Below are 25,669 nucleotides of genomic sequence, written 5' to 3'. Positions count from 1 at the left end.
GTTCGATCCCTCCTCAGCCCATCAGGCGTGCATGAATATCGGCGGCGGCATCGCGCCCCTGCGCCACCGCCGTGACGGTCAGATCCTCGCCCCCGCCGGTGCAATCGCCCCCGGCCCAGACCATGGGGACCGAGGTCTTGCCCGCGCCATCCACCGCGATCTTGCCGCCCTCCAGCGCCAGCCCTTCGGGCGTGGCCTCCAGCGTCTGCCCGATGGCGCGGAACAGCTGATCCGCTGGTAGGCGGAAGCGCTCGTCGCTGGCCTCCAACCCGTTCGCACCCTGCCGCGTATAGGCGAATTCGACCTCGCGCAGGGCACCATTGCCATGCACGGCCACCGGCATTGCATCGGTGATGATCTTCACCCCCGCCGTCGCCGCATGATCCAGCTCATGGTCCGAGGCTGACATCCGCTCCCGCCCGCGCCGATAGACCATGGTGACATGCTCGGCGCCCAGCAGCTTCGACTGCACCGCCGCATCCACCGCCGTCATGCCACCACCGATCACCACCACATGGCGCCCCACCGGCAGCGCGGACAAATCATCCGTCTGGCGCAATTCGGCAATGAAATCTACCGCATCGCGCACGCCGTCGCGGTCATCCCCGGACACGCCCAGGGCATTCACACCGCCCAGCCCCATGCCCAGAAACACCGCGTCAAACTCCGCGCGCAGCCCTTCCAGCGTGATATCGCGCCCCAGCGCCATGCCCTGGCGCAGGCTGATCCCGCCGATCTCCATGATCCAGTCAACCTCGGACTGGGCGAAGTCATGGGGGGTCTTGTAGGCGGCGATCCCGTATTCGTTCAGCCCGCCAGGCTTTTCGCGCGCCTCGAAGATCACCACATCATGCCCGCGCCGCGCCAACCCATGAGCACAGGCCAGCCCCGCAGGCCCCGCCCCCACAACAGCCACACGCTTGCCCGAAGGCTCGGCCCGCGCATAGGGATGCCCGCCCTGCGCCATCAGCCGGTCCGTTGCATAGCGCTGCAACCGGCCAATCTCCACCGGCTGCCCCTCGGCCGCCTCACGCACGCAGGCCCCTTCGCACAGCGTTTCGGTCGGGCAGACCCGCGCGCACATCCCGCCAAGGATATTCTGGTCAAAGATCGTCTTTGCCGCCGCCTCGGGCTGGCCTGCCTGGATCTGCCGGATGAACAGCGGAATATCGATCTCGGTCGGACAGGCGGTGATGCAAGGCGCATCGTGGCAGAAGTAGCAGCGATCCGCCGCCACCATCGCCTCATGCGGGTCAAAATCCGGATAGAGGTCATTAAAATTGCGCGCATACGCGTCGGCGCTCAAGCGTCCGGGCGCAATCCCGGGCGTCATCATGCTGGTCACTGGCTCTCTCCCCGTCAGGACTGGCTCCGCACACCTTGCCACAGGCGCAAATTTTATCAAACGATAAAATTTGCGCACCAGGCCTATTTTTTTGCCAAAAATACTCTCAGGGGGAGGACACGCCCACCAGGGCGGGCCCCGGGGGCAGAATGCCCCCGCGCACCGGGCTTGCCCGGTGCCAGAAAAAGGAACGGGCCGCGCGTCCGCGCGGCCCTCCTTCAGCGAAAGCCGGAAAGTTCAGCGCGCAGGCAGCGCGTCCTGCAGCATCGCGCGCAACAGATCGCCCGGCACATCATCGCAGACAAAGGCCGCGCCGATATCGCGCGCCAGGATGAAGCGCAGCTGCCCGTCGATGACCTTCTTGTCCTGCCCCATCAGCGCCACCAGCGCCTCAACCGCCGGCAACTCCCCCGGAATATCCGCCAGATCCGCCTTCATCCCCATCGCGCGCAGATGCGCCCGCACGCGCGAGGGCACCTCCTGCGCACAAAGCCCCATCCGCGCGGACAGATCAAAGGCCAGCGCGCAGCCGATCGCCACGCCTTCGCCATGCAGCAGCCGATCAGAATAGCCGGTCGCCGCCTCCAGCGCATGGCAGAAGGTATGGCCCAGGTTCAGCAACGCCCGTTCGCCGGTCTCATGCTCATCGCGCGCAACGATCCCGGCCTTCATCTCCACCGACCGCCGCACCGCATGTTGCCGCGCCGCAGCATCGCCCGAAGCCAGCGCCGGGCCGTTCTCTTCCAGCCAGGCAAAGAACCCGGCATCCCCCAACAGGCCGTATTTCACCACCTCGCCATAGCCCGCCAGCAGATCGCGCGCGGGCAAGGTATCCAGCAGCCCCGTATCCGCCAGCACCAGCGAGGGCTGGTGAAACGCCCCCACCAGGTTCTTGCCCTGCGCGGTGTTGATCCCCGTCTTGCCCCCGACGGAACTGTCCACCTGCGCCAGCAACGTGCTGGGCACCTGCACGAAGCGCACGCCCCGGCGCAGCACCGCCGCCGCGAACCCGGCCAGATCGCCGATCACCCCGCCGCCCAGCGCTACCACCACGTCGCGCCGCTCCACCTGCGCCTCCAGCAGCCATTCCACCGCGCGGGTGAACTGCGGCCAGCCCTTGGTGGCCTCGCCCGGCGGCAGGGCCAGCGCGTCCATGCGAACCCCGGAACGCTCCAACCCGCCGCGCAGCGCATCCAGATGCAACCCGGCGACGGTTTCATCGCAGATCACCGCCACCCGCGGCCGCGCCAGCAGCGGCGCCACATGGCGCCCGGCATCGGCCAGCAATCCGGGGCCGATCAGCACGTCATAACTGCGCGCCCCCAGCGCCACACCAACCCGGTCGATCCCCTGCGCCTGAGCGTTCATCCGCCATACCCCTCCAATACATCCGACCGCGTGGCCAGGGTTTCCAGAACCTTGGCGGCCATGTCTCCGATGGCGTAGCCCGGGCGCGCATCGACAACCAGATCGGCCAGGGCGTAATGCGGCTCGCGCGCGTCCATCAAGGCGGCCAGAGTTGCGCGCGGGTCCTCGGTGCGCAGCAGCGGGCGCGTCGATTTGCCCTTTACCCGGGACCACAACAGCTCCAAGTCTGCGCGCAACCAGACCGACACACCCAGCTTCGAAATCAGCGCCCGCGTGTCGGCATTCAGAAACGCGCCGCCACCCACCGAAAGGATCCCGCGCCGTTCACGCATCAACCGCGCGATCACCTCGGCCTCGCGGCGGCGAAAGAACCCCTCGCCGTCGCGCGCGAAGATCTCGGCGATGGTCATATTGGCCGCACGCTGGATCTCCTCGTCCGAATCAAGAAACGGCACGGCAATGCGCCGGGCGATCTCGCGGCCCACGGCGGTCTTGCCGGCCCCCATCATGCCCACCAGCACCACGGTCTTGTGCAGGCGCACCCCGGTCCCTTTTCCGTTCACCGCCATCCTGCCCAGCCGCACAAGAAAACTTCACTTTGCATTCCCCCTCAATGACGCGATATTGCATCAAGTTCCATAGCCAAAGCGCCTCGGCCGGTCTTTGCCAGGGGTCATGGACGGATGCATCGGGCAGGGTGTCGCATCCGGATGAAAGGAACAGACAAAGGACGACGCGCATGCGCCACATTGTGAAACTGGTTCTGATCCTGGCCGTCCTGGGGGGCATCGGCCTTGTGGGCTTTGCCTATGTCGGTGACCTGAGCCCCCAGCGCAGCCAGGTCAGCGAACCGGTCAGCCTGGATGGCAACTAGGCGCCGCCCCTCCCCGGTCCTCGCTGGGGCGCTCGCGGGAGCGATGGCAGGTGTCGCCCCTGCGGCGGCCGAGGCGCCCCTGTCCGCCATCGACTGGTTGTCGGACAATCTGGCGGCTTCGGCCCCGTTCCACCTGGGCGCGCCGCAGGACGGCCCCGGCGTAAGCCCCGGGGTCACCGACGAACCCATTCTGGTGACCCCTCTGGGCACAGGATCCGATCAGGCAATCGGCCTCTTCCCGGCCGAGCGCGTTGGCCTGCCACACGAATTCTGGGGCCTGACCCCTGCACCGGAACTGGCCGCCCGGGTGCGCGCGCTTTCCACCGACACGCTTCCGGCGGCGCAGCGGGCCATCTACCGCATCCTTCTGGCCGAGTTCTCTCCGCCTGTCGCCAGCGATCCGGCCCCCGAGGGCAACCTGCTGCTGGCACGCATTGACAAGCTGGTGGATTTCGGCGCCCTTGACCAGGCGCTGCAGTTGATCGAGAGCGGGGCCGAAGTCACCCCGGAGCTCTGGTCGCGCTGGTTCGACATCGCCCTGCTGCTGGGGGTCGAGGATCGCGCCTGCGCCTCAGTTCTTGCTCCCAAAGGTGATCTGAGCCCGAACTACGCCGGGCGGACCTTCTGCCTGATGCAAGGCGGTGACTGGGCCGCAGCCATGCTCAGCCTGCAAACCGCCGAAACCCTGGGCGGGATCACGCCGACCGACGCCACCCTTCTGCGCCGGTTCCTCGATGCCGAGGACGCCGAGATGCAGATGTCCCGCCCCATACCCACCGTCAGCACCCCCCTGCAATGGCGCATCCTCGAAGCCATTGGCGAGCCCGTGTACACCCAGTCCCTGCCGCTGGCCTTTGCCCATGCCGATCTGCGCGGCACCGCCGGGTGGCGCGCGCAGCTGGACGCGGCCGAACGGCTGACCCGCGCCGGCGCGCTGGAGCCCAACCGCCTGCTGGGCCTTTACACCGAGGCCCGCGCCGCGGCCTCGGGCGGGATCTGGGACCGGGTGCGCGCGGTCAATGCGCTTGAGGCGGCGCTGACCGCAGGGGACGATACACGGATTGGGGACGCGCTCATCCGCCTCTGGCCACTGGTGCAGGCGGCCGAACTGGAAATCGCCTTTGCCAGCATCTTCGCCAGCCGCCTGGCCCCGGTGCCGCTGGCGGGCACCGCCAGGCAGATCGCCTTTGAAATGGCCCTCTTGGCCCCCGAAGACGCCCTGAGCCCCGACACCCCCCTGCCCGATGACACGCGCGCGCCCTTCCTGGCGGCCCTGGCTCTGGGCACGCCCCTGCCCGCAGCGGCGGCCAATACCCCGGCCGAGGCCGTGGCCGAAGCGCTGGCCGATCCACCGCCTGTGCCCGCAGCCCTCGCCGCCCGGATCGCGCAGGGCCACAAGGGTGACACCGCGCTGGTGGCGCTGGAACGCCTGGCCGAAGGCGCTGCAGGCGACCTGCGCGCCCTGACCGAGGCCCTCGCAACCCTGCGCGCCCTGGGGCTGGAGGGGGTGACCCGGCGCGCGGCGATCGAACTGCTGATCCTGAACCGGACGGGCTGAACCATGCCCGCCGCGCCGAGTTTGGACCACAGGCTCATCTCCCGCTTCCTGGACGCCGCCGCCGCCGAAGCCGGCGCCGCGCGCAACACCTTGCTGGCCTATGGGCGCGACCTGTCGGATTTCGCCGATTGGTGCGCGCGCAAGGGCCTTGATCTTGGCAGTATCGACCGCGCCGGGGTGGAAGCCTACCTGATCGATTGCGAGGCCGAGGGGCTGGCCAGATCCACCCGCGCGCGGCGGCTCTCGGCCATCCGGCAGATGTTCCGCTTCGCCTATGACGAAGGGCTGCGCGCCGATAACCCGGCGCTGCGCATCACCGGGCCGGGCAAGTCCAAGCGCCTGCCCGGCACGCTGAGCCATGCAGAGGTCGAGCGCCTGCTGGAGGCCGCGGGCCGCACCGGGCGCAGCCCTTCCGACCGGCTGCGCAACACCTGCCTGATGGAACTGCTCTACGCCACCGGCCTGCGGGTCAGCGAACTGGTCAGCCTGCCCGTCGCCGCCGTGCGGGGCGATCCGCGCCTGATCCTGGTGCGCGGCAAGGGCGGCAAGGAACGCATGGTGCCGCTGTCCGATCCCGCCCGCGCCGCGCTGCGCGACTGGCTGACCTGCTGGGAGGCCCAGGCCGACGCCCTGCGCGCCCGTCGCCTGCCCGCACCGCGCCACCTGTTTCCCTCGCGCGGCAAGGAAGGGCACCTCAGCCGGGTGCGCTTCTTCACCCTGATCAAGGAGATTTGCGTCACCGCCGGGCTGGACCCGTCACGCGTCAGCCCGCATGTGCTGCGCCACGCCTTCGCCACCCATCTGCTGGCCGGGGGCGCCGATCTGCGCGCCATTCAGGCGCTTATGGGCCATGCCGATGTCTCGTCCACCGAAATCTACACCCATGTGCTTGAAGAGCGCCTCAAACGGCTGGTGCTGGACCACCACCCGCTCGCCGAGTGACACAACCGGACTGACCCGGGCCCGGCCCATGCCGGGCCAGCGCCCCCGAGATGCGCAGGGTGGGTGGGTGGGCGCGGCTCGGGGGCGCTTTTGCGGCAGCAACCTGCGGCGAAACCCGCGTCAGGGTTCCTGCCGGTGGCCATCGTCATCATGGCGGATCAGCCGGGCCGTGACCTCGGGCGCCTCGGGGCACAACACATCCAGAATCGCATCCAGCGTCACCACCGAGAAATGCTCCATCGGGTGTTCGGTCATGCCTTCGGAAAAGCCCGCCCGCCGCGCATACTCCAGAAAATGCGAGACCGTGTAGCGCCGCAACGCCGTGCCGGTATCCTCGCCTTCCTCGGGCAGCGCATAGCTTTCATCGCGCCAGCCCCAGGCCACGCAATCGCGGAACACGATCTGGTAGCGCAGGCTGTCCAGACCGGGTTCGATCGCCTGAACAGGCCCGATGATCCGGTCGATCCGCGCGCTGCCACTGCCCAGCGGCACCATGTCCTCGGAGGGTTCGGCAGCATCGACCCAAAGCGTCACCGCGCCGAATCCCGGCCCCGCGCGCAGATCGTGGAACCGCAGCCAGCGTTCGGCCGCCAGCAGCGCGGTTGCGTCCAGCGCGGTCATGTCCCGCGCTGATCGGGTGGCGTGGCTTCCTGGGACAGGTCAGGGATCAGCGCGTCCAGGCTTCGGGTCTCGGTCCGGTTCTCGCCCAGACGCCGGACAGATACCGTCCGCTCCTCGACCTCGCGCGCGCCGATGGCCAGGATCACCGGCACCTTGCCCACCGAATGCTCACGGACCTTGTAATTGATCTTCTCGTTGCGCAGGTCCAGCTCGGCCCGGATCCCGGCGGCCTGCAGCGCCGCCACCACATCACGGCAATAGTCATCGGCGGCGGATACGATCGAGGCCACCACCACCTGACGCGGCGCCAGCCATAGCGGCAGACGGCCCGAGAAATTCTCGATCAACATGCCGATGAACCGCTCGAACGACCCCAGCACCGCACGGTGCAGCATCACGGGGCGATGTTTCGCGCCATCTGCACCGATATAGGTCGCGTCCAGCCGCTCGGGCAGGTTCGGGTCCACCTGTAGCGTGCCACACTGCCAATCACGCCCGATAGCGTCGGTCAGCACGAATTCAAGCTTGGGGCCATAGAACGCACCCTCACCCTCGAATATCTCATAGCTGTGGCCCGCCGCCACCACGGCATTGGCCAGCGCCGCCTCGGCATGATCCCAGCTTTCCTCGGACCCGATGCGCTTTTCCGGCCGGGTCGACAGCTTGATGCGCCAGGACTCGAACCCCAGATCGGCGTAGATGCCTGACAGGAATTCGATGAAGCGGCGCGATTCCGGCTCTATCTGGGCCTCGGTGCAGAAGATATGGGCGTCATCCTGCGTGAACCCCCGCACCCGCATGATCCCGTGCAGGGCTCCGCTCGGCTCATAGCGGTTGCAGGACCCGAATTCGGCCATCCGCAACGGCAGGTCGCGATAGCTTTTCAGCCCCTGATTGAACACTTGCACATGGCAGGGGCAGTTCATCGGCTTGAGCGCGTTGATGGATTTTTCGCGCGCATGGTCCTCGTCCACTTCGACGATGAACATATGCTCCTGATAATTCTCCCAATGGCCGCTTTCTTCCCACAGCTTGCGGTTGACGACCTGGGGGGTGTTCACCTCGACGTAGCCGCCACGGCGTTGCTGGCGGCGCATGTAATCCTGCAGCGTGGTGTAAAGCATCCAGCCATTGGGGTGCCAGAATATCTGGCCCGGCGCCTCTTCCTGCAGGTGGAAAAGTTCCATCTCGCGGCCAAGCCTGCGATGGTCGCGCTTGGCGGCCTCCTCCAGCATGGTCAGATGGGCCTTCAGATCCTTGCGGTCCTTGAAGGCCACGCCATAGATGCGCTGCAACATCGGCCGCGTGTTGTCCCCCAGCCAATAGGCCCCGGCGATGGACATCAGCTTGAACGCATCGGCGGGCACCTGGCCGGTGTGTTGCAAATGCGGGCCGCGGCAGAGATCCTGCCAATCCCCGTGCCAATACATGCGCAGGGGCTCGCCCTCGGGGATGCGCTCGATCAGTTCCAGCTTGAAGGGCTCCCCCACCGCCGAATAATGCGCGATGGCGCGGGGGCGGTCCCAGACCTCGGTGGTGACCGGTTCGCGGGCGTTGATGATCTCGCGCATCCGCGCCTCGATCTTCGCCAGATCCTCGGGGACGAAGGGCTCGGCGCGGTCGAAGTCATAGAACCAGCCCTTGTCGCGCACCGGGCCGATGGTGACTTTGACATCGGGCCAGATCTCCTGCACGGCGCGGGCCATGATATGGGCCAGGTCATGGCGGATCAGTTCCAGCGCAGGCGCGTCATCGGCCATGGTGTGAATGGCGATGGAGGCATCCGTGTCAATCGGCCATTGCAGATCCCAATGCGCGCCGTTGACGGTGGCCGAAATCGCCTTCTTGCCCAGCGATTTCGAGATGCTCTCGGCCACCTCGGCCGGGGTCACACCGGCGTCGAAGCTGCGCGCATTGCCATCGGGGAAGGTCAGGGAGATCTGGGCCATTGGCCGGTCCTCGTCATTTTGGCGCCCACGGAACGCCCGGTTGCGGGTTATGTCGGGCGTGGGTTTCGCTGGGCGGGGAACGAAAGTCAAGCTGGCCACGTTGGAAAACTTCGCTATCCTCGCCGCATCAACCGGAGTCGCCCATGCCTGAACCCCGCGCAGCCGTCCGGCTGGCATACGAAACGCTGGCCGCCGAGGATGATGGCCGCGTCTGCCGTGACATTTCCGACGAGGCCTGCAATGCGCAGCCGCAGAACTTCCTGCGCCATGCCGGGGCGCTGGGGCTGTCCAAGGCCGCCGACGGGCTGTCTGACCCCAAGCTGGTGCTGTCCTGGCTGATGACACATCTGGGCGCCCCTGCCGCGCTGGTGGGGCTGCTGGTCCCGATCCGCGAGGCCGGTTCGCTGTTGCCGCAACTGTTCACCGCGGCGCGCATCCGGGCGATGGCGCGGCGCAAATGGGCGTGGGCCGGGGCGGCGCTGGGTCAGGGCGCGGGCGCGGCGATCATCCTGCTGGCGGCGCTGCTGCTGGAAGGGCTGGCCGCGGGGCTGGTGATCCTGGCGGGGCTGGCGGTGCTGGCGCTGTCACGCTCGGTCGCCTCGGTCGCCTACAAGGACGTGCTGGGCAAGACCATCGACAAGGGCCAGCGCGGGACGGTGACGGGGCTGGCGGCGTCCTGGTCTTCGGTGGTGGTGATCGGCTTTGCGCTGGTGCTGATCGTGTTCTCGGAGGCGCGTTTTGCGGTGGTGCTGGGCGCGCTTGCGCTGGCGGCGGGGGCCTGGGTGCTGGCGGGGGTGATCTTTGCCGGGCTGGCCGAGGATGCGGGCGCTTCCGATGGCGGCGCCAATGGATGGCAGGCCGCCATAGCCAACCTGCGCTACCTGCGCGAGGATCCGCAACTGGCGCGCTTCATCACCGCGCGCGGACTGCTGACCGCCACCGCGCTGGCCCCGCCCTGGCTGGTGGTGCTGGCCGCGGGCGAAGCCGGCGCCGCACTTGAGGGGCTGGGCACGCTGGTGCTGGCCTCGGCGCTGGCCGGGTTGCTTTCAGGCTATGTCTGGGGGCGGCTGGCGGACAGATCCTCGCGCCGGGTGCTGATCTGGACGGGGATCAGCGGCGCGGCGGGCATGGCGCTGACGCTGGGTTTCTGGGCCATGGGGCTGGCCGGAACGCTCTGGGCCATGCCACTGGCGCTGTTCTGGATCATGGTGGCGCATCAGGGCGTGCGGCTGGGGCGGTCCACCTATCTGGTGGATATGGTTGGCGCCGAGCGTCGCGCCGTCTATACCGCCATTGCGAACACCGTGATCGGGGTGATCTTGCTGGCCAGCGGCGTCTTTGGCGCCATTGCCGGGGCGTTTGGCGCGCAGGTCACGCTGGCGCTGTTCGCGGCGATGGCGCTGGCGGGCGCCTGGGTGGCATATGGACTGAAGGAGCTGGGCGCGGAATGACCGAATTTCTGGAAACCCCGCAGGGGCGGCGCATCGCCTATAACCGCACGCCGGGGCGCGGCCCGGGCGTGGTGTTCCTGGGCGGGCTGGTGTCGGACATGACCGGCACCAAGGCCGTGCATCTGGAGGCCTGGGCCCGCACGCAGGGCCGCGCCTTTCTGCGCTTCGACTATTCCGGCCATGGCGAAAGCTCGGAACGGTTCGAGGATGGCTGCATCGGCGACTGGGCCGAGGATGCGCAACAGGCCATCACCACCCTGACCGAGGGGCCGCAGGTGCTGGTGGGGTCTTCGATGGGCGGCTGGATTTCGCTGCTGATGGCGCGCGCGATCCCCGAGCGCATCACCGGGATCGTCGGCATCGCCGCCGCGCCGGACTTCACCGAGGACAGCATGTGGGCCGATGCCTCGGACGCACAGCGCGCGCAACTGATCCACGAAGGCTTCTTCATGGTGCCCTCGGACTATTCCGACGACGGCTACATCGTCACCCGCCGCATGATCGAGGACGGGCGCCAGAACCTGGTGTTGCGCCATCCTCTGGCCCTGCCCTTTCCGGTGCGGCTGCTGCACGGAACCGCCGATACGGATGTCCCGGTGGCGGTGGGGCTGCGGCTGATGGAACACGCCACCTGCGCCGATCTGCGGCTGACGCTGGTCAAGGGCGCGGATCACCGCTTTTCCACACTCGATTGCCTGGAACTGATCACCGAAACCATTGTCGCGCTGCCCGGGACCTGACCCAAGGCGCCGCCCAGAACCGGAGGGCAGATGCCCCAAACACTCAGCGCCCGCGATATCCTGGACCGCCTGGTGGCCTTTCCATCCGTCAGCCGTGACAGCAACCTGCCCCTGATCGACTGGGTCGAAGGCTATCTGGCCGAACACGGCATCGGCGCAACCCGCGTCCCCTCGCCTTGCGGAACCAAGGCGCATCTCTTCGCGCAGGTCGGCCCGGATGTGCCCGGCGGGCTGATCCTCTCCGGGCACACCGATGTGGTGCCCGTGGATGGGCAGGACTGGACCACCGACCCGTGGCAGGTGACCGAACGCGACGGGCGGCTCTATGGACGTGGCACCTGCGACATGAAGGGCTTTGTTGCGCTGGCCATCGCCGCCATGGTCCAGGCCCGCGGCATGGACCTGAGCCGCCCGCTGCAACTGGCGCTCTCCTATGACGAGGAAGTGGGCTGCATGGCCGTGGTCGATCTGATCCACGCCATGGTCGACACCCTGCCCCGCGCCGAGGCCGTGATCGTGGGTGAGCCGACAACCCTGCGGGTGGTCACCGGCCACAAGGGCGGCACCGGTTACCGCGTGCACATGCGCGGGTTTGAGGTGCATTCATCGATCCTGCATCGCGGGGTCAGCGCGGTCATGGAGGCCGCGCGCCTGATCCAATGGGCCAACGAGCGCAACGCCGAAAATGCCCGCGCCACGCCCGGCCCGCTGGCCGCCGCATTTGATCCGCCCTGGACCACGCTGCATGTGGGCACAATTGCGGGCGGCACGGCCCATAACATCACTGCCAGGGACTGCCATTTCTCTCTGAGCTTTCGCGTCGTCCCCGGCGACGACCCTGAAACCTGGTGCGCCGCATTCGAGGCCGAGGTCGCGCGGATCGAAGCCGACATGAAGGCCATCCGCCCCGAGGCTGCCATCCATCTGGACCGATATTTCGCCCTTCCCCCCCTGCGCCCCGAACGCGGTGGCAGGGCCGAAGAACGCACCCGGCGGCTGAGCGGCGACAACGGCAGTCACGTGGTCAGCTACGGCACCGAAGGCGGCCAGTTTCAGGCACAGGGATACTCCACTGTCGTTTGCGGACCCGGTGATATTGCCCAGGCCCATCAGCCCGATGAATTCATCGAAATCGACCAGTTCAAAGCCGGCGCCGCCTTTCTGGACCGGCTGCTGGCCGAGATGACGGCATAGCGTCCGACGCCCAAGAGGCACACGCCCCGGTCCAGCAGGCACCGAAAACGCTCAGATGCGCCACGTCGCAGGCCGGGTCAGACATGGCCGGTGCCTCCTCGGCCATCGCTTGCGGACCCGCGGCACCGCAAGGCGCACACTTATGACACGGCAGCCACCCGCGCCCAACGCGGCGCATCCGAACGGGTCAGCCCCTGGACCGTTGAAGATCATCGGCACCGATGCCGCTGCCCTGTTTACCCTGCCCGAACACACATGCACGAACCGTCCATTCGCAGGATCCCCGGTTCCGGAACCAGAGACCGCCGCGACAAGTCTGCCGCAAGGCTCAATAGCTCCGGATCAACCCGACAAGTCGCCCCTGCACATTGACCTGATCATCGCGCAACACCCGCGTTTCATAGGCCGGGTTCGCAGCCTCTAGCGCAATCATGCCCTTGGTGCGACGAAACCGCTTGAGCGTTGCCTCATGCCCATCGACCAGCGCCACGACAATATCGCCATTCTCTGCGGTGGACTGCTCCCGGATCACCACGATATCCCCGTCGTTGATGCCCAGATCGATCATCGAATCGCCCTGCACCTCCAGCGCGTAGTGCTTGGATCTGGACGAGATCATCGCGCCCGGCACGCCGATATGGTTGGCCACCTCGCTGATCGCCTCAATCGGCGTGCCGGCAGCGATCCGGCCCATCAAGGGCACCTCCATCGCGCCGGCGGATTGCACAGCCATGCCCCCCGCTGGCCGAGGGGGCGCAGCACGCGCACCGCCCTGAATCACGCTCAGCGGCTCGGACCGCGCCATCTTCTCAGGCAGTTTCAACACCTCGATCGCCCGCGCCCGGTGCGGCAGACGACGGATGAACCCACGCTCTTCCAGCGCCGTGATCAGGCGGTGTATCCCGGACTTGGACCTCAGATTGAGCGCGTCCTTCATTTCGTCGAATGAGGGAGCAACCCCATCCGCCTGCATGCGTTCGTTGATCAAGGACAGAAGTTCGACCTGCTTGCGTGTCAGCATGTAACCCCCCGCGCGGCTGCACAGCACTGATATTCCGCAAACGTTCTATCTGTGTTCGTGCTATGTGTCAACCAGCATGAAGTGGAATATAGCGGACCGGCGCACCCTTGGGTTGTGCGCCGTCCCCGGCGGGACGCAGCAAAAGCGCATCCGCTTCCGCCAACAGGCTGATCACCGCGCTGTCCTGATTGGCAAATGGGGTAATCTGTGGATCAGCTTCACCGGGGTGCAATCGCGCGCGCATGTAATGGGCGCGCGGGCCGTTGGCCGCCACGTCACATCCCAGCCGCGCCGTGCGCGTGGGCGCAGGCCAACTGCCCAGACCCAGCATGGCGCGCAGCACAGGCAACATGAACAGATGACCACAGACAATTGAAGAAACGGGATTTCCCGGCAGACACAGCAACAGGGACTCGCCCAGCTTTCCGGCCATCAAGGGCTTTCCGGGGCGCATGGCGATCTTGTAGAAAGACCGCTCGGCGCCCATGGCATCGGTCACCTTGCTCACCAGGTCATGGTCCCCCACCGAAGCGCCGCCGATGGTCACGATCATGTCCGCACCGGCGGCCAGTTCCAGGACAGTGCGCAGGCGGTCCTCGGTGTCGCGGGCAATGGGCAGGATGCGGGCCTCGGCCCCTTCGGCGCGGGCCATGGCCGCCAGGGCAAAGATGTTCGAGGCGATGATCTGCTCCGCGCCGGGGTCCTCGCCCGGCATTACCAGCTCATCCCCCGTGGCAATGAAGGCCACCACCGGCCTGCGACTGACCTGAAGCTGCGGGACGTTCATGGCCGCAAGAAGCGCCAGATCGACGGGGCGCAGCCGACGCGGCGCTGAAACCGTGTCTCCGCACGAAAAATCAATGGATTGCGGGCGGATGTGCATGTTGCGCGAAGGATCGCGCAGCATCGTTGCCGTACCATCACCGGCCTGCATGTCCTCCTGGATCACAACGCGATCGGCGCCCTCCGGCACGGGCGCGCCGGTAAAGATCCGCACCGCTTCACCCGGATGGAGCTTTCCCGCAAAGCCCCGTCCGGCAACCGCCTCGCCGATGACCCGCAGCACCGTTCCCGTGCGCAGGTCACCGCAGACCGCGTAGCCATCCATGGCCGACGCCGCAAAGGGCGGCTGGTCCCGTCCGGCACGTACCGGAGCGCGCAAGACGCGCCCGTCGGCCTCGATCAGGCCAATCGGTTCCGTCCCCACCGGCGATACAAGGGCGAATATGCGGGCAAGCGCTTCGTCAACGGTGATCATTCTTGTCCTGACTTCAACGCGCCTCGTAACGCCCTGATTTTCCGCCATCCTTCAGCGTCACAGCGATCTCGGTTATGCGCATGGATTTCTCGGCGGCCTTGAGCATGTCATACACTGTCAGCGCGGCAACGCTGACCGCGGTCAGGGCCTCCATTTCCACACCCGTCTGGCCGGTGGTGCGGACCTCGGCGCGCAGGCGGACACCGGGGAGCGCCACATCCGGGGTCAGGTCCAGCGACACTTTCGTAATCGGCAGCGGATGGCACAGCGGGATCAGATCCGCACAGCGCTTGGCCCCCATGATCCCGGCCAGCCGGGCAACCCCCAGCACATCGCCCTTCTTCGCCCGCCCCTCAGTCACCAGCGCAAGGGTTTCCGGCCGCATGATGACGCTGCCTTCGGCGATGGCCACCCGCGCGGTCACGTCCTTTTCGGACACATCAACCATATGCGCGTGGCCGTCGGAATCGAAATGGGTGAGCGCCATCACATTCCCCCTTCTGCTGTCAGCGGATTGGCCAGCAGGCGCCGAGTGGCGGCGGCGACATCGGCCTCGCGCATGAGGCTTTCGCCGATCAGGAAGCAGCGCGCGCCATAAATGGCCATGTCGGCCAGGTCCTGCGGCGTGCTCAGCCCGCTTTCGGCCACCAGAAGACGATCCGCTGGAGCAAGGCGTGCAAGCCTTCGGGTCGTGTCAAGGCTTACCTCGAACGTATTGAGATCACGGTTATTTATTCCCAGAAGCGGCGATTTGAGGGTCGCTGCACGTTCCAGTTCGGCGTCATCATGCACCTCAACCAGAACATCCATGCCCCAGTCCTGCGCCGCGGCCTCCAGTTCCATCGCCTGGGCATCCGAAACGCTGGCCATGATGATCAGGATGCAATCTGCCCCCAGCGCGCGGGATTCGACCACCTGCCACGGGTCATAGAGGAAATCCTTGCGCAGCACAGGCACGTCGGTGGCGGCGCGGGCCTGCACCAGGAAGTCATCCGCCCCCTGGAACGAGGGTTCATCGGTCAGAATGCTCAGACAGGTCGCGCCCCCGTCGGCATAGGCCTGTGCCAGCGCGGGCGGGTCGAAATCAGGGCGGATCAAACCCTTGGAAGGGCTGGCTTTCTTGATCTCGGCAATCAAACCGTAACCCTGACGCTGGGCGTTTGCCAGCGCTGCGGCGAACCCGCGGGGCGCATCGGCGGCGCGGGCGGCGCCCTCAAGATCGGCCAACGGGCGCGCGGCCTTGCGGGTGGCGACCTCTTCCAGCTTGTAGGCTTTGATCTTCTCCAGAATGGTGCTCATGATTGCGCCTTTACCGGGGGGTCAGAGGGGGCGAGGCGCGCGAGCGCTTCCACCTTATGCAGTGCGGCACCGGAATCTATGCTTTCGCGTGCGATATCAGCACCTTCGGCCAATGTCTTCGCGCGTCCGGCAATCACCAGCGCGGCTGCTGCGTTCAGCAGCACCGCATCGCGGTATGCCCCTGGCGCGCGATTCAGCAGCCCACGCAGGGCGCGGGCGTTATCGGCCGGAGTGCCGCCCAGGATGGCCTCGAACGGATGTTCGGGCAGGCCCGCCTCTTCGGGGTGCAGATCGAACTCGGTGATCTCACCGTCCTGCAGCGCGGCCACACGGCTGGGGGCCGAGATCGACAGCTCATCCGTGCCATCGCCGCCATGGACCAGCCAGGCGGCCTCGGACCCCAGGGTGCGCAGGGTTTCGGCCATTGGGCGGATCAGATCGGCGGAAAACGCACCCGTCAACTGGCGCTTGACCCCGGCGGGATTTGTCAGCGGTCCCAGGATGTTGAAGATCGTTCTTGTGCCCAGCTCGGCCCGCACGGGGCCGACATGGCGCATGGCCGGGTGGTGCATGGGGGCCATCATGAAGCCGATGCCAACCTCGGCCAGGGCGCGTTCAACCACATCGGCACCGACCATGACATTGATCCCCAGCGCCCCCAGCGCATCTGCCGCGCCGGATTTCGACGACAGGTTGCGATTGCCATGCTTGGCCACCGGCACCCCGGCGCCCGCCACCACAAAGGCCGCAGCGGTCGAGATATTCAGCGTGCCCTTGCCATCGCCCCCGGTGCCGACAATATCCATGGCGCCTTCGGGGGCGCGCACCTTGTTGCAGCGCGCCCGCATGACTGCGGCGGCCGCGGCATATTCATCCACGCTTTCGCCACGGGTGCGCAGGGCCATCAGGAACCCGCCCATCTGCGCCGGGGTCGCCTGACCTTCGAAGAAGATGGCAAAGGCGGCCTCGGCTTCCTCACGCGTCAGGGGGCGGGTGACGGCGGCGGCGATCAGGGGTTTGATGTCATTGGTCATGCGGCCACACTGGCCCGGTCCAGAAAATTGCGCAACATGGCATGGCCGTGTTCGGAGCGGATGCTTTCAGGGTGGAACTGCACCCCTTCGATGGGCAGGCTGCGATGGGCCAGGCCCATGATGGTGCCATCCTCCAGCCAGCCGGTGATCTCGAGGCACGCGGGCAGGCTCTCGCGGTCGACGATCAGCGAATGGTAGCGGGTGGCCGAAAACGGGCTGGGCAGACCATCAAAGACGCCCTTGCCGGTATGGTGCATGGTTCCGGGCTTGCCATGGACGATCTGCGGCGCGCGCACGACCTTGCCGCCAAAGGCCTGGCCGATGGTCTGATGGCCCAGGCATACGCCCAGCAGCGGGATGCCCGCTTCGGCTGCGGCCAGGGTCAGGGGCAGGCAGATCCCGGCGGCATCGGGGTCACATGGACCGGGCGACAGCACAATCGCCGCAGGCCGCAAGGCCATGGCCGCCTGCACGTCCAGCGCGTCATTGCGCTGCACTTTGACCTCGGCGCCCAGTTCGCCCAGATAATGCACCAGATTCCAGGTGAAGCTGTCATAGTTGTCGATCAGGAGCAGCATGTCGGCAATCCTCTCGGCCCGGGCCGTTGGCAGGCACGGCGTTGCGCCTACATGCCCGCAGGCTTGGCCCGGGGTCAAGACCGCGCGGTTGAGGTTTGCCCCGCGTCTGCATTTGTGAAACAACCGATGCGATGGCGGGTGTGCATGTTCGGAGGGCGCTTTGGGCAAGGGGTTTGTGTCAGGCCTGATCTGGGGCGGCGTGACCTTTGTCGCCGGGTTCCTGGTGCTGGCGGTCCTGCTTGATCCGCCTGTGCCCGAGTTGCCGGACCCGGCAGAAAGGCTGGTCACCGCCTTGCCGGAACCGCCCGGCGATGCCGCGCCGGTGACCGAGCCTCCTGCCCCCGGAGCTGAAGCGGCAAGCGATGCGGGCCGCCCCGCGCCTGCTGCGCGCCCGCGCGGCAACAGCACGGCGCCGGACCTGCCCGCGCCCCCGTCCCGCCCCCGGCCACAGACCGTCACCACCCCCGCGCCCGAGCCCACACCGCCGGAGCCGCGGGCGCAAAGCGCCTCGGGCGCTGCGCCTGATGCGCTGCGCTCCTTGCCCCTGGCCCCGCGCGCGCCGCTCGGCGACAGCCCCGCCGCCGAGCCTGCCGCCCCCGCACGCCCCGGCGACACCGCCCCGCCCCAGAGTGACACCGGCCGCGCCCCGTCCGAGGCCAGCGTCCCTCTGCCGCGCGCCGAGGCCGGGGAACCGCCCGTCCTGCCGCGTCTGACCCGCCCGCCCCGGCCCGTCAGCGATTCGCCCGGCTTGGTGCAACTCGATGACCCCGCACCCGCCGCGCCGCAGGCCCGATCCGAAGACGACCCTGACCAGATCACCCCGCGCGCGCGCATCCGCACCGACCGGCTGCCGCGCATCGGTGATCCGCCCCCCCAGCAGGACGCCGCCCCCGAGGCGGAAGCGGAGGAAACGCAGCCGCTGGACCTGCCCGCTGTCCTGCGCCATGCGGCCCCGGCGGACCTGGACCCGGACCTGCCCCGCATGGCGATTATCCTTGTCGATGACGGGATCAGCGCGGAACTGCGCAGCGATCTCAAGGCCCTGCCCTTCGCCGTGACAATCGCGCTGGACCCCATGGCCGAAGGCGCCGCCGAGGCCGCTGCGGCCTATCGCGCGGCAGGGATGGAGCTGCTGATCCTGGCCAGCGCCCTGCCCACCCGGGCCACCGCCAGCGACCTCGAGATCACCTTCGAGAACCATTTCGCCACCATCCCCGAGGCTGTGGGCGTGATCGACCTGCCGGAAGGCGGGTTTCAGAGTGACACGCGCCTTGCGCAACTGGTTGTGCCGGTGCTGGAACGCGACGGCCATGCGCTGGTGAGCTTTGCCCGCGGGTTGAACCCGGCCGCGCGCATCGCCGCAGGTTCGGGGCTGGCACAGGGGCAGGTGTATCGGGTGCTCGATGATGATGACCAGTCGATTTTCGTGATCCGGCGCTTTCTGGACCGCGCCGTATTCGAAGCCGGGCGCGAGGGCAGCGTGATCGTCCTGGGCCATGCCGAAAGCCCCGAGACGCTGCCCGGCATCCTGTCCTGGCGGATGGAGGGGCGCGCGGATGAGGTAACGCTGGTGCCGGTCTCGGCGGCGCTGGATGGATGATGCGACACCTGTGGCCGATCGCGCGAATGCAGCGCCCATGCGTCGCGCCCACCCACCCACCCCGCGCCGCATGGGCGCTGCCCGTGCAGACGCACGGGCGCGCGCTGGCTTGAACGGAGGCACCAATGTTCAACGGTTTTGCCGAGCACCGGATCACGACACCCGAAGGCATGGACATATTTGCGCGCAGCGCCGGGGCGGGTCCGGCGGTCCTGCTGCTGCATGGCTATCCGCAGACCCATGCCTGCTGGCACCGCGTTGCACCGGGACTGGTGGAGGCAGGGTTTCATGTGGTGGTCAGCGATCTGCGCGGCTATGGCCGGTCCTCGAAACCCGCCGACAGTGACGACCATGCGGTCTATTCCAAGCGCGCCATGGCCGCCGACCAGGTGGCGCTGATGGCCGCACTGGGACATGCACGCTTCATGGTGGCCGGCCATGACCGGGGCGGGCGGGTGGCGCTGCGCATGGCCCGTGACCATGCCCGCGCCGTCCAGCGGCTGGCGGTGCTGGACATTGCCCCCACCGACCAGATGTATGCCGCCACGGATATGGAGTTCGCGACGGCCTACTACCACTGGTTCTTTCTGATCCAGCCCGCCCCCCTGCCTGAACGGATGATCGGCGCCGACCCCGAATTCTACCTGCGCAAGAAACTGGGGCACTGGAGCCGAAGCGCGGCCCCGGTCTTCGATCCGGCAGCCGTCGCCGACTATCTGCGGGCGTTTTCGGACCCGGCCTGCATTGCCGGCAGCTGCGCCGATTACCGCGCCGCCGCCAGCATTGACCTGGACCATGATGCCGCCGATGCCGGGCGTCTGCTGGAGATGCCGGTCATGGCACTCTGGGGGGATCGCGGCTTTGTCGGGCGCAAGTTCGATGTGCTGGACTGCTGGCGCAAGGTGGCGCGCAACGTGCGGGGCCATGCTGTCCCCCAGGGCCATTTCCTTCCCGAAGAAGCGCCCGCGGAAACCCTGGCCGCGCTGCAGGATTTCTTCAGCGAAGCCTGACAGCTTTCCCTGCCCGGCGCCTGCGCCGGGCAGAGCGCCCCGAGGCGCGCAGGGTGGGTGGGTGGGCGCGGCTCGGGGCGCTGCTTGCGCGGACGCCCGAATTGGCGGGCGGCTTATGGATCGGCGCCAACGGCGGCCAGAAGCTGCGCATTCCCCCCCGAGGCCGTGGTATCGATGCACAGATGCCGCTCCAGCAGCGCATACGCCCGGTCCGGCGCCCCCCCGATCAACGGCAGGATAGGCCCGTCGCGCAGGGCCAGAGCGCGGGTAAGGGCGCGGCCTTCTTCGGAGCTTCCCCACCAGATCACGCCTGAAAACCCCTGCAGTTCCGTCAGTGCCTCGGGCGGCAGGCGGCCTTCGACCACCACCGCCGCTCCGCCAAAGCCCCGCACGGCCTCCGCCTGCGCCTCGGCGGTCTGAGCCCCGGGGCCAAGGCACAGGACCGGCGCGCGCGCCACCATGGTCAGGCGGTTCGATTCGCCCGTGGGGCCGGGCAACTCGGCCTCAATCCGGGTTTCGGGGGGCGTGGCGGCGTCAAGTGCCTTCTGCACCGCACCGGGCGTGGTGTCTCCGCCCCATGCACCCTCCATCCGCAGCGGGCTGCCTGCGAAACGGGGCACGTAGTTCGGCCCGCCCGCCTTTGGCCCTGTCCCCGAAAGACCCTCACCGCCAAAGGGCTGGCTGCCCACCACCGCACCGATCTGGTTGCGGTTGACATAGGTGTTGCCCACGCGCACGCGCTCCACCACCTCCTGCACGCGATTGTCGATGCGCGTATGCAGGCCAAAGGTCAGCCCGTAGCCGGTGGCGTTCACATCGTCGATGACCTTCTGCAGGTCCGCCGCCTTGAACGTGGCCAGATGCAGAACGGGGCCGAAGATTTCACGCTCCAGCGCCTTGATCCCCGGCACGCGGATCACCGTTGGTGCCAGGAAATGCCCGGATTTCGGGGCGCGCAGCTCCTTCAGCACCCGGCCCTCGGCGCGGGCGGCGTCGATATAGGCGCGGAAATCGGCCTGCGCGCGGGCGTCGATCAGGGGGCCGACATCGGTGGACAGGTCCCAAGGATCGCCCAGCGTCAACTCCTCCATGGCGCCGAACAGCATTTCGGTGAAGCTTTCGGCCACATCTTCCTGAACATACAAACACCGCAGGGCCGAGCAGCGCTGCCCCGCCGACTGGAAGCTAGAGGCCAGAATGTCCCGTACCGCCTGTTCCGGCAGCGCCGTGCTGTCCACCACCATCGCGTTCAGCCCCCCGGTTTCGGCGATCAACGGTGCCGCCGGGTCCAGATGTTCGGCCATGGCGCGGCGGATCGCCTGCGCGGTGCCGGTCGATCCGGTAAAGGCCACGCCTGAAACACGCGGGTCCGAGGTCAACGCGCGGCCCACCACGCCCCCCTCGCCCGGCAGGAATTGCAACGCGGTTCGCGGCACCCCGGCCTCGTGCATCAGTTCCACCGCCAGATGGGCGATCAGGGGCGTCGCCTCGGCCGGTTTGGCCAGCACCGCGTTCCCGGCAGCCAGCGCCCCCGCGATCTGGCCGGTGAAGATTGCCAGCGGGAAGTTCCAGGGCGAGATGCAGGTGAAGACCCCGCGCGGGGGCGCGGCCAGCTTGCGCGCCTGCACGGCGTAGTAATGCAGGAAATCCACCGCCTCGCGTAGTTCGCCCACGGCATCAAGCTGGGTCTTGCCCGCCTCGCGCGCGACGATGGCGAATATCTTGCCGAAATCGCGCTCATAAAGGTCGGCCACACGTTCCAGCACGCGGGCGCGTTCCCCGGCGCTGGCCTGCCAGGGGCGCGCGGCGTCCAGCGCGGCGGCGATATCCTGCGCGCTGGCCTGGGTCACATGGCCCACGGTGTCGCCGGGGTCGGCGGGGTTGATGATGGGCGCAGTTTCGCCGCCCGTCGCCTCCCCGGCCAGGATCGGCGCTGCCGAAAACTGCGCCGTGCGGAAGGGGGCGCGGGCGGCCTCGATCTCCTCCAGATCGCGGGCGCAGGTCAGGTCCCAGCCGCGCGCGTTGCCGCGTTCGGGGGCGAACAGTTGCGGGCCGGTGCGGATCAGCGGGTTGGGGAACGCCGCCACCCCCTCCAGCGCTTCAAAGGGACAGGCGGCCACGGTCTCGGGCGCGACCTCCTCATCGACGATCTGGTTGACGAAGGAGGAATTCGCCCCGTTCTCCAACAATCGACGCACCAGATAGGCCAGCAGGTCCTTATGCGCCCCCACTGGCGCATAGATGCGGCAGCGGATGGCGTGATCGGCCATGACCAGATCATAGAGCGATTCGCCCATCCCGTGCAGGCGCTGGAATTCATAGTCCCGCCGATCCCCCGCCATATGCAGGATCGCCGCCACCGTATGCGCGTTATGCGTGGCGAATTGCGGATAGAGCCGGTCGGCCCGGTCCAGCAGGCGCCGCGCATTGGCAATGTAGTTCACATCGGCGCCCGCCTTGTGGGTCAGCACCGGGAAGCCATCCAGCCCCAGCACCTGCGCGCGCTTCACCTCGGTGTCCCAATAGGCGCCCTTGACCAGCCGCACCATCAGCTTGCGGTCCAGTGCCTCGGCGGTGGTATGCAGCCAGTCGATGGCCGCCCCGGCGCGCTGGCCATAGCCCTGCACCACCACGCCGAACCCGTCCCAACCGGCCAGACGCGGATCCGCCAGCACCGTGCCGATAACCTCCAGCGAGAGTGCGAGGCGGTCGGATTCCTCGGCATCCACATTCAGGCCCATGCCCAGCCGCGCGGCCATGCGCGCCAATTCGCGCAGGCGGGGCACCAGTTCGTCCATGACGCGGGCGCGCTGCGCAACCTCGTAGCGCGGATGCAGCGCCGAGAGCTTGACCGAAATCCCCGGATTGTCGCGAATATCCCCGGAGGTCGCGGCCTTGCCGATGGCCTTGATCGCCTGCGCATAGGCGTCGAAATAGCGCTGCGCATCGGCATCGGTGCGCGCCGCCTCGCCCAGCATGTCATAGCTGTAGGTGTAGCCCTTCGCCTCCATCCCCCGCGCGCGCTTCATGGCGGCAGCGATGGTTTCGCCCAGCACGAACTGGCGGCCCATCTCCTTCATGGCGCGGCCCACGGCGGTGCGGATCACCGGCTCGCCCAGCCGTTTGACGGCGGCGCGCAGATGCCCGGCCATGCCCGGCTCACGGTCCTCCAGCACCCGGCCCGTCAGCATCAAGGCCCAGGTCGAGGCATTGACCAGCGAGGACGAGGAATGGCCCAGATGCCTGCCCCAGTCCGAAGGCGCGATCTTGTCCTCGATCAGCGCATCCATGGTGTCGGCATCGGGCACGCGCAGCAGCGCCTCGGCCAGACACATCAGGGCGATGCCTTCCTCGGTGGACAGGCCGTATTCGGCCAGAAACACCTCCATCAACCCGGGGCTGGAGGCGCCGCGGATACGCCGCACATAGTCCGCGGCCACCCCGGTGATCGCCGCACGGGCCGGGCCGTCCAACCCGGCATCGCGCCGCGCGGCTTCCAGAAGCTGCGCCTCGGACGCCAGTTGATCATGCGTGATGGAACGGGGGATCGGCGGAAGGGCGATGCGCGACATGGGGACGCTCCTGCATTATGGGCATTTTTGCCAGTATATCCGCCCGGACGCTTTCTTTCTTCCTGATCTTCGGTAAAATCAAAGTCGTTCTGGCCATAATTACGGGGGCACACCATGCAAAAGGACCGAACCGACCTGGACCGCTTCGATCAGGCGATCCTGCGGGTGCTGTCCGTGGACGGGCGGGTGTCGGTGACCGAACTCGCGCGCCGGATCGGACTGTCAAAATCCCCCGCCCAGGCCCGGCTGAAACGGCTGGAGGCCGGGGGCGTGATCACCGGCTACCGCGCCCAGATCGATCCGCGCCGGATTGACGCCGCCCATGTCGCCTTTGTCGAGGTCAAGCTCTCCGACACCCGCGAAGCCGCCCTGGACGCCTTTGCCAGCGCCGTGCGCAAAGTGCCCGAGATCGAGGAATGCCACCTGATCGCCGGGGCGTTCGACTACCTGCTGAAGGTGCGCTCCAGCGACATCGCCAGCTACCGCCGCGTGCTGGCCGAACATATCTCCAGCCTGCCGCATGTCATGTCCACCTCTACCCATGTGGTGATGGAGGCGGTGAAAGAAACCGGCGATCAGGCGGTCCTGTGAAATCAATGTGGCCGTGCATCGCACGGCCACAGCGCCCGTGGCGCGCGGGGTGGGTGGGTGGGCGCGCGGCACGGGCGCTTCCCACACCACCACAGGCCCCGGCCTCAGTCGGACTCGGCCGGCACCAACCGGAACAACGGCACATCCTCGCCATCGGCGATGACATAGATGAACCCGTCCTCGGGGCCGACCTCGATCTCGCGGATGCGCAGGTCCAGATCCTCCACCAGCCGCTCGGGCGAGGACACCTGCTCTCCATCCACCGAAAACAGCCCGATGTAGCGATGGAACAGGTTGCCCACCAGCATCCGGCCCTGCCAGTCGCCAAAGGCATCGCCATCATAGAAGGTCATGCCTGAGGGCGGGAAATGCGCATCACGCCCCGGCGGCCAGTGATAGGCGGGCATGACAAAGCCGTCCCCCTCCTGATGCGGATTGGCGAATTGCTCACCTGTGCGGTAATCCACACCAAAGGCCGCCAGCGGCCAGCCATAGTTGCCGCCGCGCTGCACCAGATTGACCTCATCCCCGCCGGCTTCGCCATGCTCGGCCAGCCAGATCTCACCCGTGTCCGGGTGCACGGCCATGGCCTGGATGTTGCGGTGCCCATAGGACCAGATCGCGCCCGCAGCCCCTTCGACATCGACGAAGGGGTTATCCTCGGGGATCTCGCCATCCATGGTCAGGCGGATCACCGCGCCGTTCTCGCTGCTCAGGTCCTGGGCGATGTGATCGGGGCCGAACTCCTTGGAGTTGCGGTCGCCGAAACCCACGAACACATGCCCGTCATGGAACACGATGCGCGAGCCGAAATGCCCGCTGCTGTCCACCCCGGGCGAGACAACATGCAGCACCTCCAGATCGCTCAGCGCGCCGTCGTCGCGATCCAGCACGGCCCGGCCCAGATGGGTGGTGGTGCCTTCGCCATCCTCATGCTCGGCCACCCAGGTCATGTAGACCATGTGGCTGTCCTCGAAATCCGGCGCAGGCGCCACATCCAGCAGGCCGCCCTGCCCGTCGCTGATCACATCGGGGGCGCCGGAGACTTCGGTCACTTCGCCGCTGTCATGGTGCCAGAGCGCCACCGACCCGCCGCGCTTGGTGATGATCAGATCCTGCGTGCCGGGCAGGAAAGCCATGCCCCAAGGCCGGTCTAGCCCCTCGGCCAGGATTTCGACCTCATAGGGGGCGTCGGCGACAGCGGGCAGTGCCAGCAGCGTTGCGGTGACCAGAGCGGTTGAATTGCGGAACAATCGCATCGAAACCTCCATCATTGTTGCCATACATTAACGCAAATGGGGTGGCTCCGGTTCAGATCAATCGCTGTGCCCACACCCGCAGACCCTGTGCGCTGGCGCACCAACAGCGCCCGGCGTTCGCCACCTGACACAAGATACCCCGTGACTGCTGAGAGCCCTGAGACGGCAGTCGGGGCCCGTACAGTCCGAAGAAAGTAGGGCACCTCGATTTTTGCCTTTCAGGGCCGGTTCGGCGGCCTGAAGCCTTCAGGAAGCGGCTTGGCGTGGGGCTTCGGAGTTTGATCGCGGAGCGTTCTGCCTGGTCGCGGCAGGTTTCGGCCCCTGCGGCCTGAGAGGCCAATCGGAAATGAGTTGAGTGAATTCAGCAGGTTGTGATTCTGTTCAGTTGCGACACAGAACGGAGAT

22 protein-coding genes are annotated in these 25,669 nt (G+C 67.4%); 9 read left to right on the top strand and 13 right to left on the bottom strand.

The window, feature by feature from the left end; all coding sequences use genetic code 11:
- Positions 1-13: 13 nt before the first annotated feature.
- From HUK65_RS12400 to HUK65_RS12390, 3 genes are all read right to left on the bottom strand, one after another.
- A complete protein-coding gene (locus tag HUK65_RS12400; RefSeq protein WP_179906613.1) occupies positions 14-1,336 on the bottom strand; it encodes an NAD(P)-dependent oxidoreductase in 1,323 nt (440 codons plus the stop codon).
- A gap of 246 nt (positions 1,337-1,582) precedes the next feature.
- The gene (gene aroB / locus HUK65_RS12395) at positions 1,583-2,713 is read right to left on the bottom strand and encodes a 3-dehydroquinate synthase (RefSeq protein WP_179906591.1); all 1,131 of its coding nucleotides are present in this window, start codon (positions 2,711-2,713) and stop codon (positions 1,583-1,585) included.
- Positions 2,710-3,282, bottom strand: coding sequence for a shikimate kinase (locus HUK65_RS12390; RefSeq protein ID WP_179906590.1), 573 nt, complete (start codon positions 3,280-3,282; stop codon positions 2,710-2,712). The genes aroB and HUK65_RS12390 overlap by 4 nt, the downstream gene beginning before the upstream one ends.
- Before the next feature lie 170 nt (positions 3,283-3,452).
- Between HUK65_RS12390 and HUK65_RS19010 the strand changes: the two genes are divergently transcribed.
- Genes HUK65_RS19010 through HUK65_RS12380 form a run of 3 tightly spaced genes read left to right on the top strand, consistent with a single transcriptional unit; the run spans position 3,453 to position 6,087 of the window.
- Positions 3,453-3,587: a hypothetical protein gene (locus tag HUK65_RS19010; RefSeq protein WP_268839400.1), complete on the top strand. Its 135-nt coding sequence runs from the start codon at positions 3,453-3,455 to the stop codon at positions 3,585-3,587.
- Between the two features lie 43 nt (positions 3,588-3,630).
- Complete coding sequence (locus tag HUK65_RS12385; protein WP_179906589.1) at positions 3,631-5,145, top strand: hypothetical protein; 1,515 nt, start codon at positions 3,631-3,633, stop codon at positions 5,143-5,145.
- 3 nt (positions 5,146-5,148) lie between these two features.
- Positions 5,149-6,087 carry a site-specific tyrosine recombinase XerD gene (locus HUK65_RS12380; RefSeq protein ID WP_179906588.1) on the top strand — a complete coding sequence of 313 codons (939 nt, stop codon included), beginning with the start codon at positions 5,149-5,151 and terminating at the stop codon, positions 6,085-6,087.
- A gap of 120 nt (positions 6,088-6,207) precedes the next feature.
- Here HUK65_RS12380 and HUK65_RS12375 read toward each other — a convergent pair whose 3' ends face one another.
- The gene (locus HUK65_RS12375) at positions 6,208-6,708 is read right to left on the bottom strand and encodes a hypothetical protein (protein WP_179906587.1); all 501 of its coding nucleotides are present in this window, start codon (positions 6,706-6,708) and stop codon (positions 6,208-6,210) included.
- Positions 6,705-8,657, bottom strand: a complete 1,953-nt coding sequence (gene thrS, locus HUK65_RS12370) for a threonine--tRNA ligase (protein WP_179906586.1) — start codon at positions 8,655-8,657, stop codon at positions 6,705-6,707. Before thrS ends, HUK65_RS12375 begins: the two co-directional genes overlap by 4 nt.
- A gap of 143 nt (positions 8,658-8,800) precedes the next feature.
- Here thrS and HUK65_RS12365 point away from each other — a divergent pair, with 143 nt between their 5' ends.
- From HUK65_RS12365 to argE, 3 genes are read left to right on the top strand one after another with little or no spacing between them, the layout of a single operon-like run.
- Positions 8,801-10,108, top strand: a complete 1,308-nt coding sequence (locus HUK65_RS12365) for an MFS transporter (protein WP_179906585.1) — start codon at positions 8,801-8,803, stop codon at positions 10,106-10,108.
- Positions 10,105-10,848: an alpha/beta fold hydrolase gene (locus tag HUK65_RS12360; RefSeq protein WP_179906584.1), complete on the top strand. Its 744-nt coding sequence runs from the start codon at positions 10,105-10,107 to the stop codon at positions 10,846-10,848. Before HUK65_RS12365 ends, HUK65_RS12360 begins: the two co-directional genes overlap by 4 nt.
- Before the next feature lie 30 nt (positions 10,849-10,878).
- Positions 10,879-12,042 carry an acetylornithine deacetylase gene (gene argE, locus HUK65_RS12355; protein WP_179906583.1) on the top strand — a complete coding sequence of 388 codons (1,164 nt, stop codon included), beginning with the start codon at positions 10,879-10,881 and terminating at the stop codon, positions 12,040-12,042.
- Positions 12,043-12,370: 328 nt separating this feature from the next.
- On the opposite strand, the gene lexA is transcribed toward argE, so the two are convergent.
- The 6 genes from lexA to HUK65_RS12325 form a co-directional block, all read right to left on the bottom strand.
- Positions 12,371-13,063, bottom strand: a complete 693-nt coding sequence (gene lexA / locus HUK65_RS12350; RefSeq protein ID WP_179906582.1) for a transcriptional repressor LexA — start codon at positions 13,061-13,063, stop codon at positions 12,371-12,373.
- Positions 13,064-13,130: 67 nt separating this feature from the next.
- Complete coding sequence (locus tag HUK65_RS12345; protein WP_179906581.1) at positions 13,131-14,321, bottom strand: molybdopterin molybdotransferase MoeA; 1,191 nt, start codon at positions 14,319-14,321, stop codon at positions 13,131-13,133.
- A gap of 13 nt (positions 14,322-14,334) precedes the next feature.
- A complete protein-coding gene (gene moaC, locus HUK65_RS12340; RefSeq protein WP_179906580.1) occupies positions 14,335-14,811 on the bottom strand; it encodes a cyclic pyranopterin monophosphate synthase MoaC in 477 nt (158 codons plus the stop codon).
- Entirely contained in the window at positions 14,808-15,620 is an 813-nt protein-coding gene (trpC, locus tag HUK65_RS12335) for an indole-3-glycerol phosphate synthase TrpC (RefSeq protein ID WP_179906579.1), read from the bottom strand. Before trpC ends, moaC begins: the two co-directional genes overlap by 4 nt.
- Positions 15,617-16,654, bottom strand: a complete 1,038-nt coding sequence (gene trpD, locus HUK65_RS12330) for an anthranilate phosphoribosyltransferase (protein WP_179906578.1) — start codon at positions 16,652-16,654, stop codon at positions 15,617-15,619. Before trpD ends, trpC begins: the two co-directional genes overlap by 4 nt.
- Positions 16,651-17,232, bottom strand: coding sequence for an anthranilate synthase component II (locus HUK65_RS12325; protein ID WP_179906577.1), 582 nt, complete (start codon positions 17,230-17,232; stop codon positions 16,651-16,653). Before HUK65_RS12325 ends, trpD begins: the two co-directional genes overlap by 4 nt.
- 160 nt (positions 17,233-17,392) lie before the next feature.
- Here HUK65_RS12325 and HUK65_RS12320 point away from each other — a divergent pair, with 160 nt between their 5' ends.
- Both HUK65_RS12320 and HUK65_RS12315 read left to right on the top strand, forming a co-directional pair.
- Positions 17,393-18,832 (top strand): divergent polysaccharide deacetylase family protein, encoded by a 1,440-nt coding sequence (locus tag HUK65_RS12320; RefSeq protein WP_179906576.1) that lies wholly within the window; start codon positions 17,393-17,395, stop codon positions 18,830-18,832.
- A gap of 125 nt (positions 18,833-18,957) precedes the next feature.
- Positions 18,958-19,842, top strand: coding sequence for an alpha/beta fold hydrolase (locus HUK65_RS12315; RefSeq protein WP_179906575.1), 885 nt, complete (start codon positions 18,958-18,960; stop codon positions 19,840-19,842).
- A 113-nt stretch (positions 19,843-19,955) separates the two neighbouring features.
- Here the strand turns inward: HUK65_RS12315 and putA are convergent, their stop codons facing one another.
- A complete protein-coding gene (gene putA, locus HUK65_RS12310; RefSeq protein WP_179906574.1) occupies positions 19,956-23,414 on the bottom strand; it encodes a bifunctional proline dehydrogenase/L-glutamate gamma-semialdehyde dehydrogenase PutA in 3,459 nt (1,152 codons plus the stop codon).
- 114 nt (positions 23,415-23,528) lie between these two features.
- Here putA and HUK65_RS12305 point away from each other — a divergent pair, with 114 nt between their 5' ends.
- Positions 23,529-24,005: an Lrp/AsnC family transcriptional regulator gene (locus tag HUK65_RS12305; RefSeq protein ID WP_179906573.1), complete on the top strand. Its 477-nt coding sequence runs from the start codon at positions 23,529-23,531 to the stop codon at positions 24,003-24,005.
- A gap of 104 nt (positions 24,006-24,109) precedes the next feature.
- Here HUK65_RS12305 and HUK65_RS12300 read toward each other — a convergent pair whose 3' ends face one another.
- Positions 24,110-25,264, bottom strand: a complete 1,155-nt coding sequence (locus tag HUK65_RS12300; RefSeq protein ID WP_179906572.1) for a PQQ-dependent sugar dehydrogenase — start codon at positions 25,262-25,264, stop codon at positions 24,110-24,112.
- Positions 25,265-25,669: the final 405 nt, after the last annotated feature.

The sequence above is a fragment of the Rhabdonatronobacter sediminivivens genome (assembly GCF_013415485.1).
Classification (GTDB): domain Bacteria; phylum Pseudomonadota; class Alphaproteobacteria; order Rhodobacterales; family Rhodobacteraceae; genus Rhabdonatronobacter; species Rhabdonatronobacter sediminivivens.
Note: the sequence above shows the minus strand (reverse complement) of the source record. Positions and strands in the feature narration are given on the sequence as shown.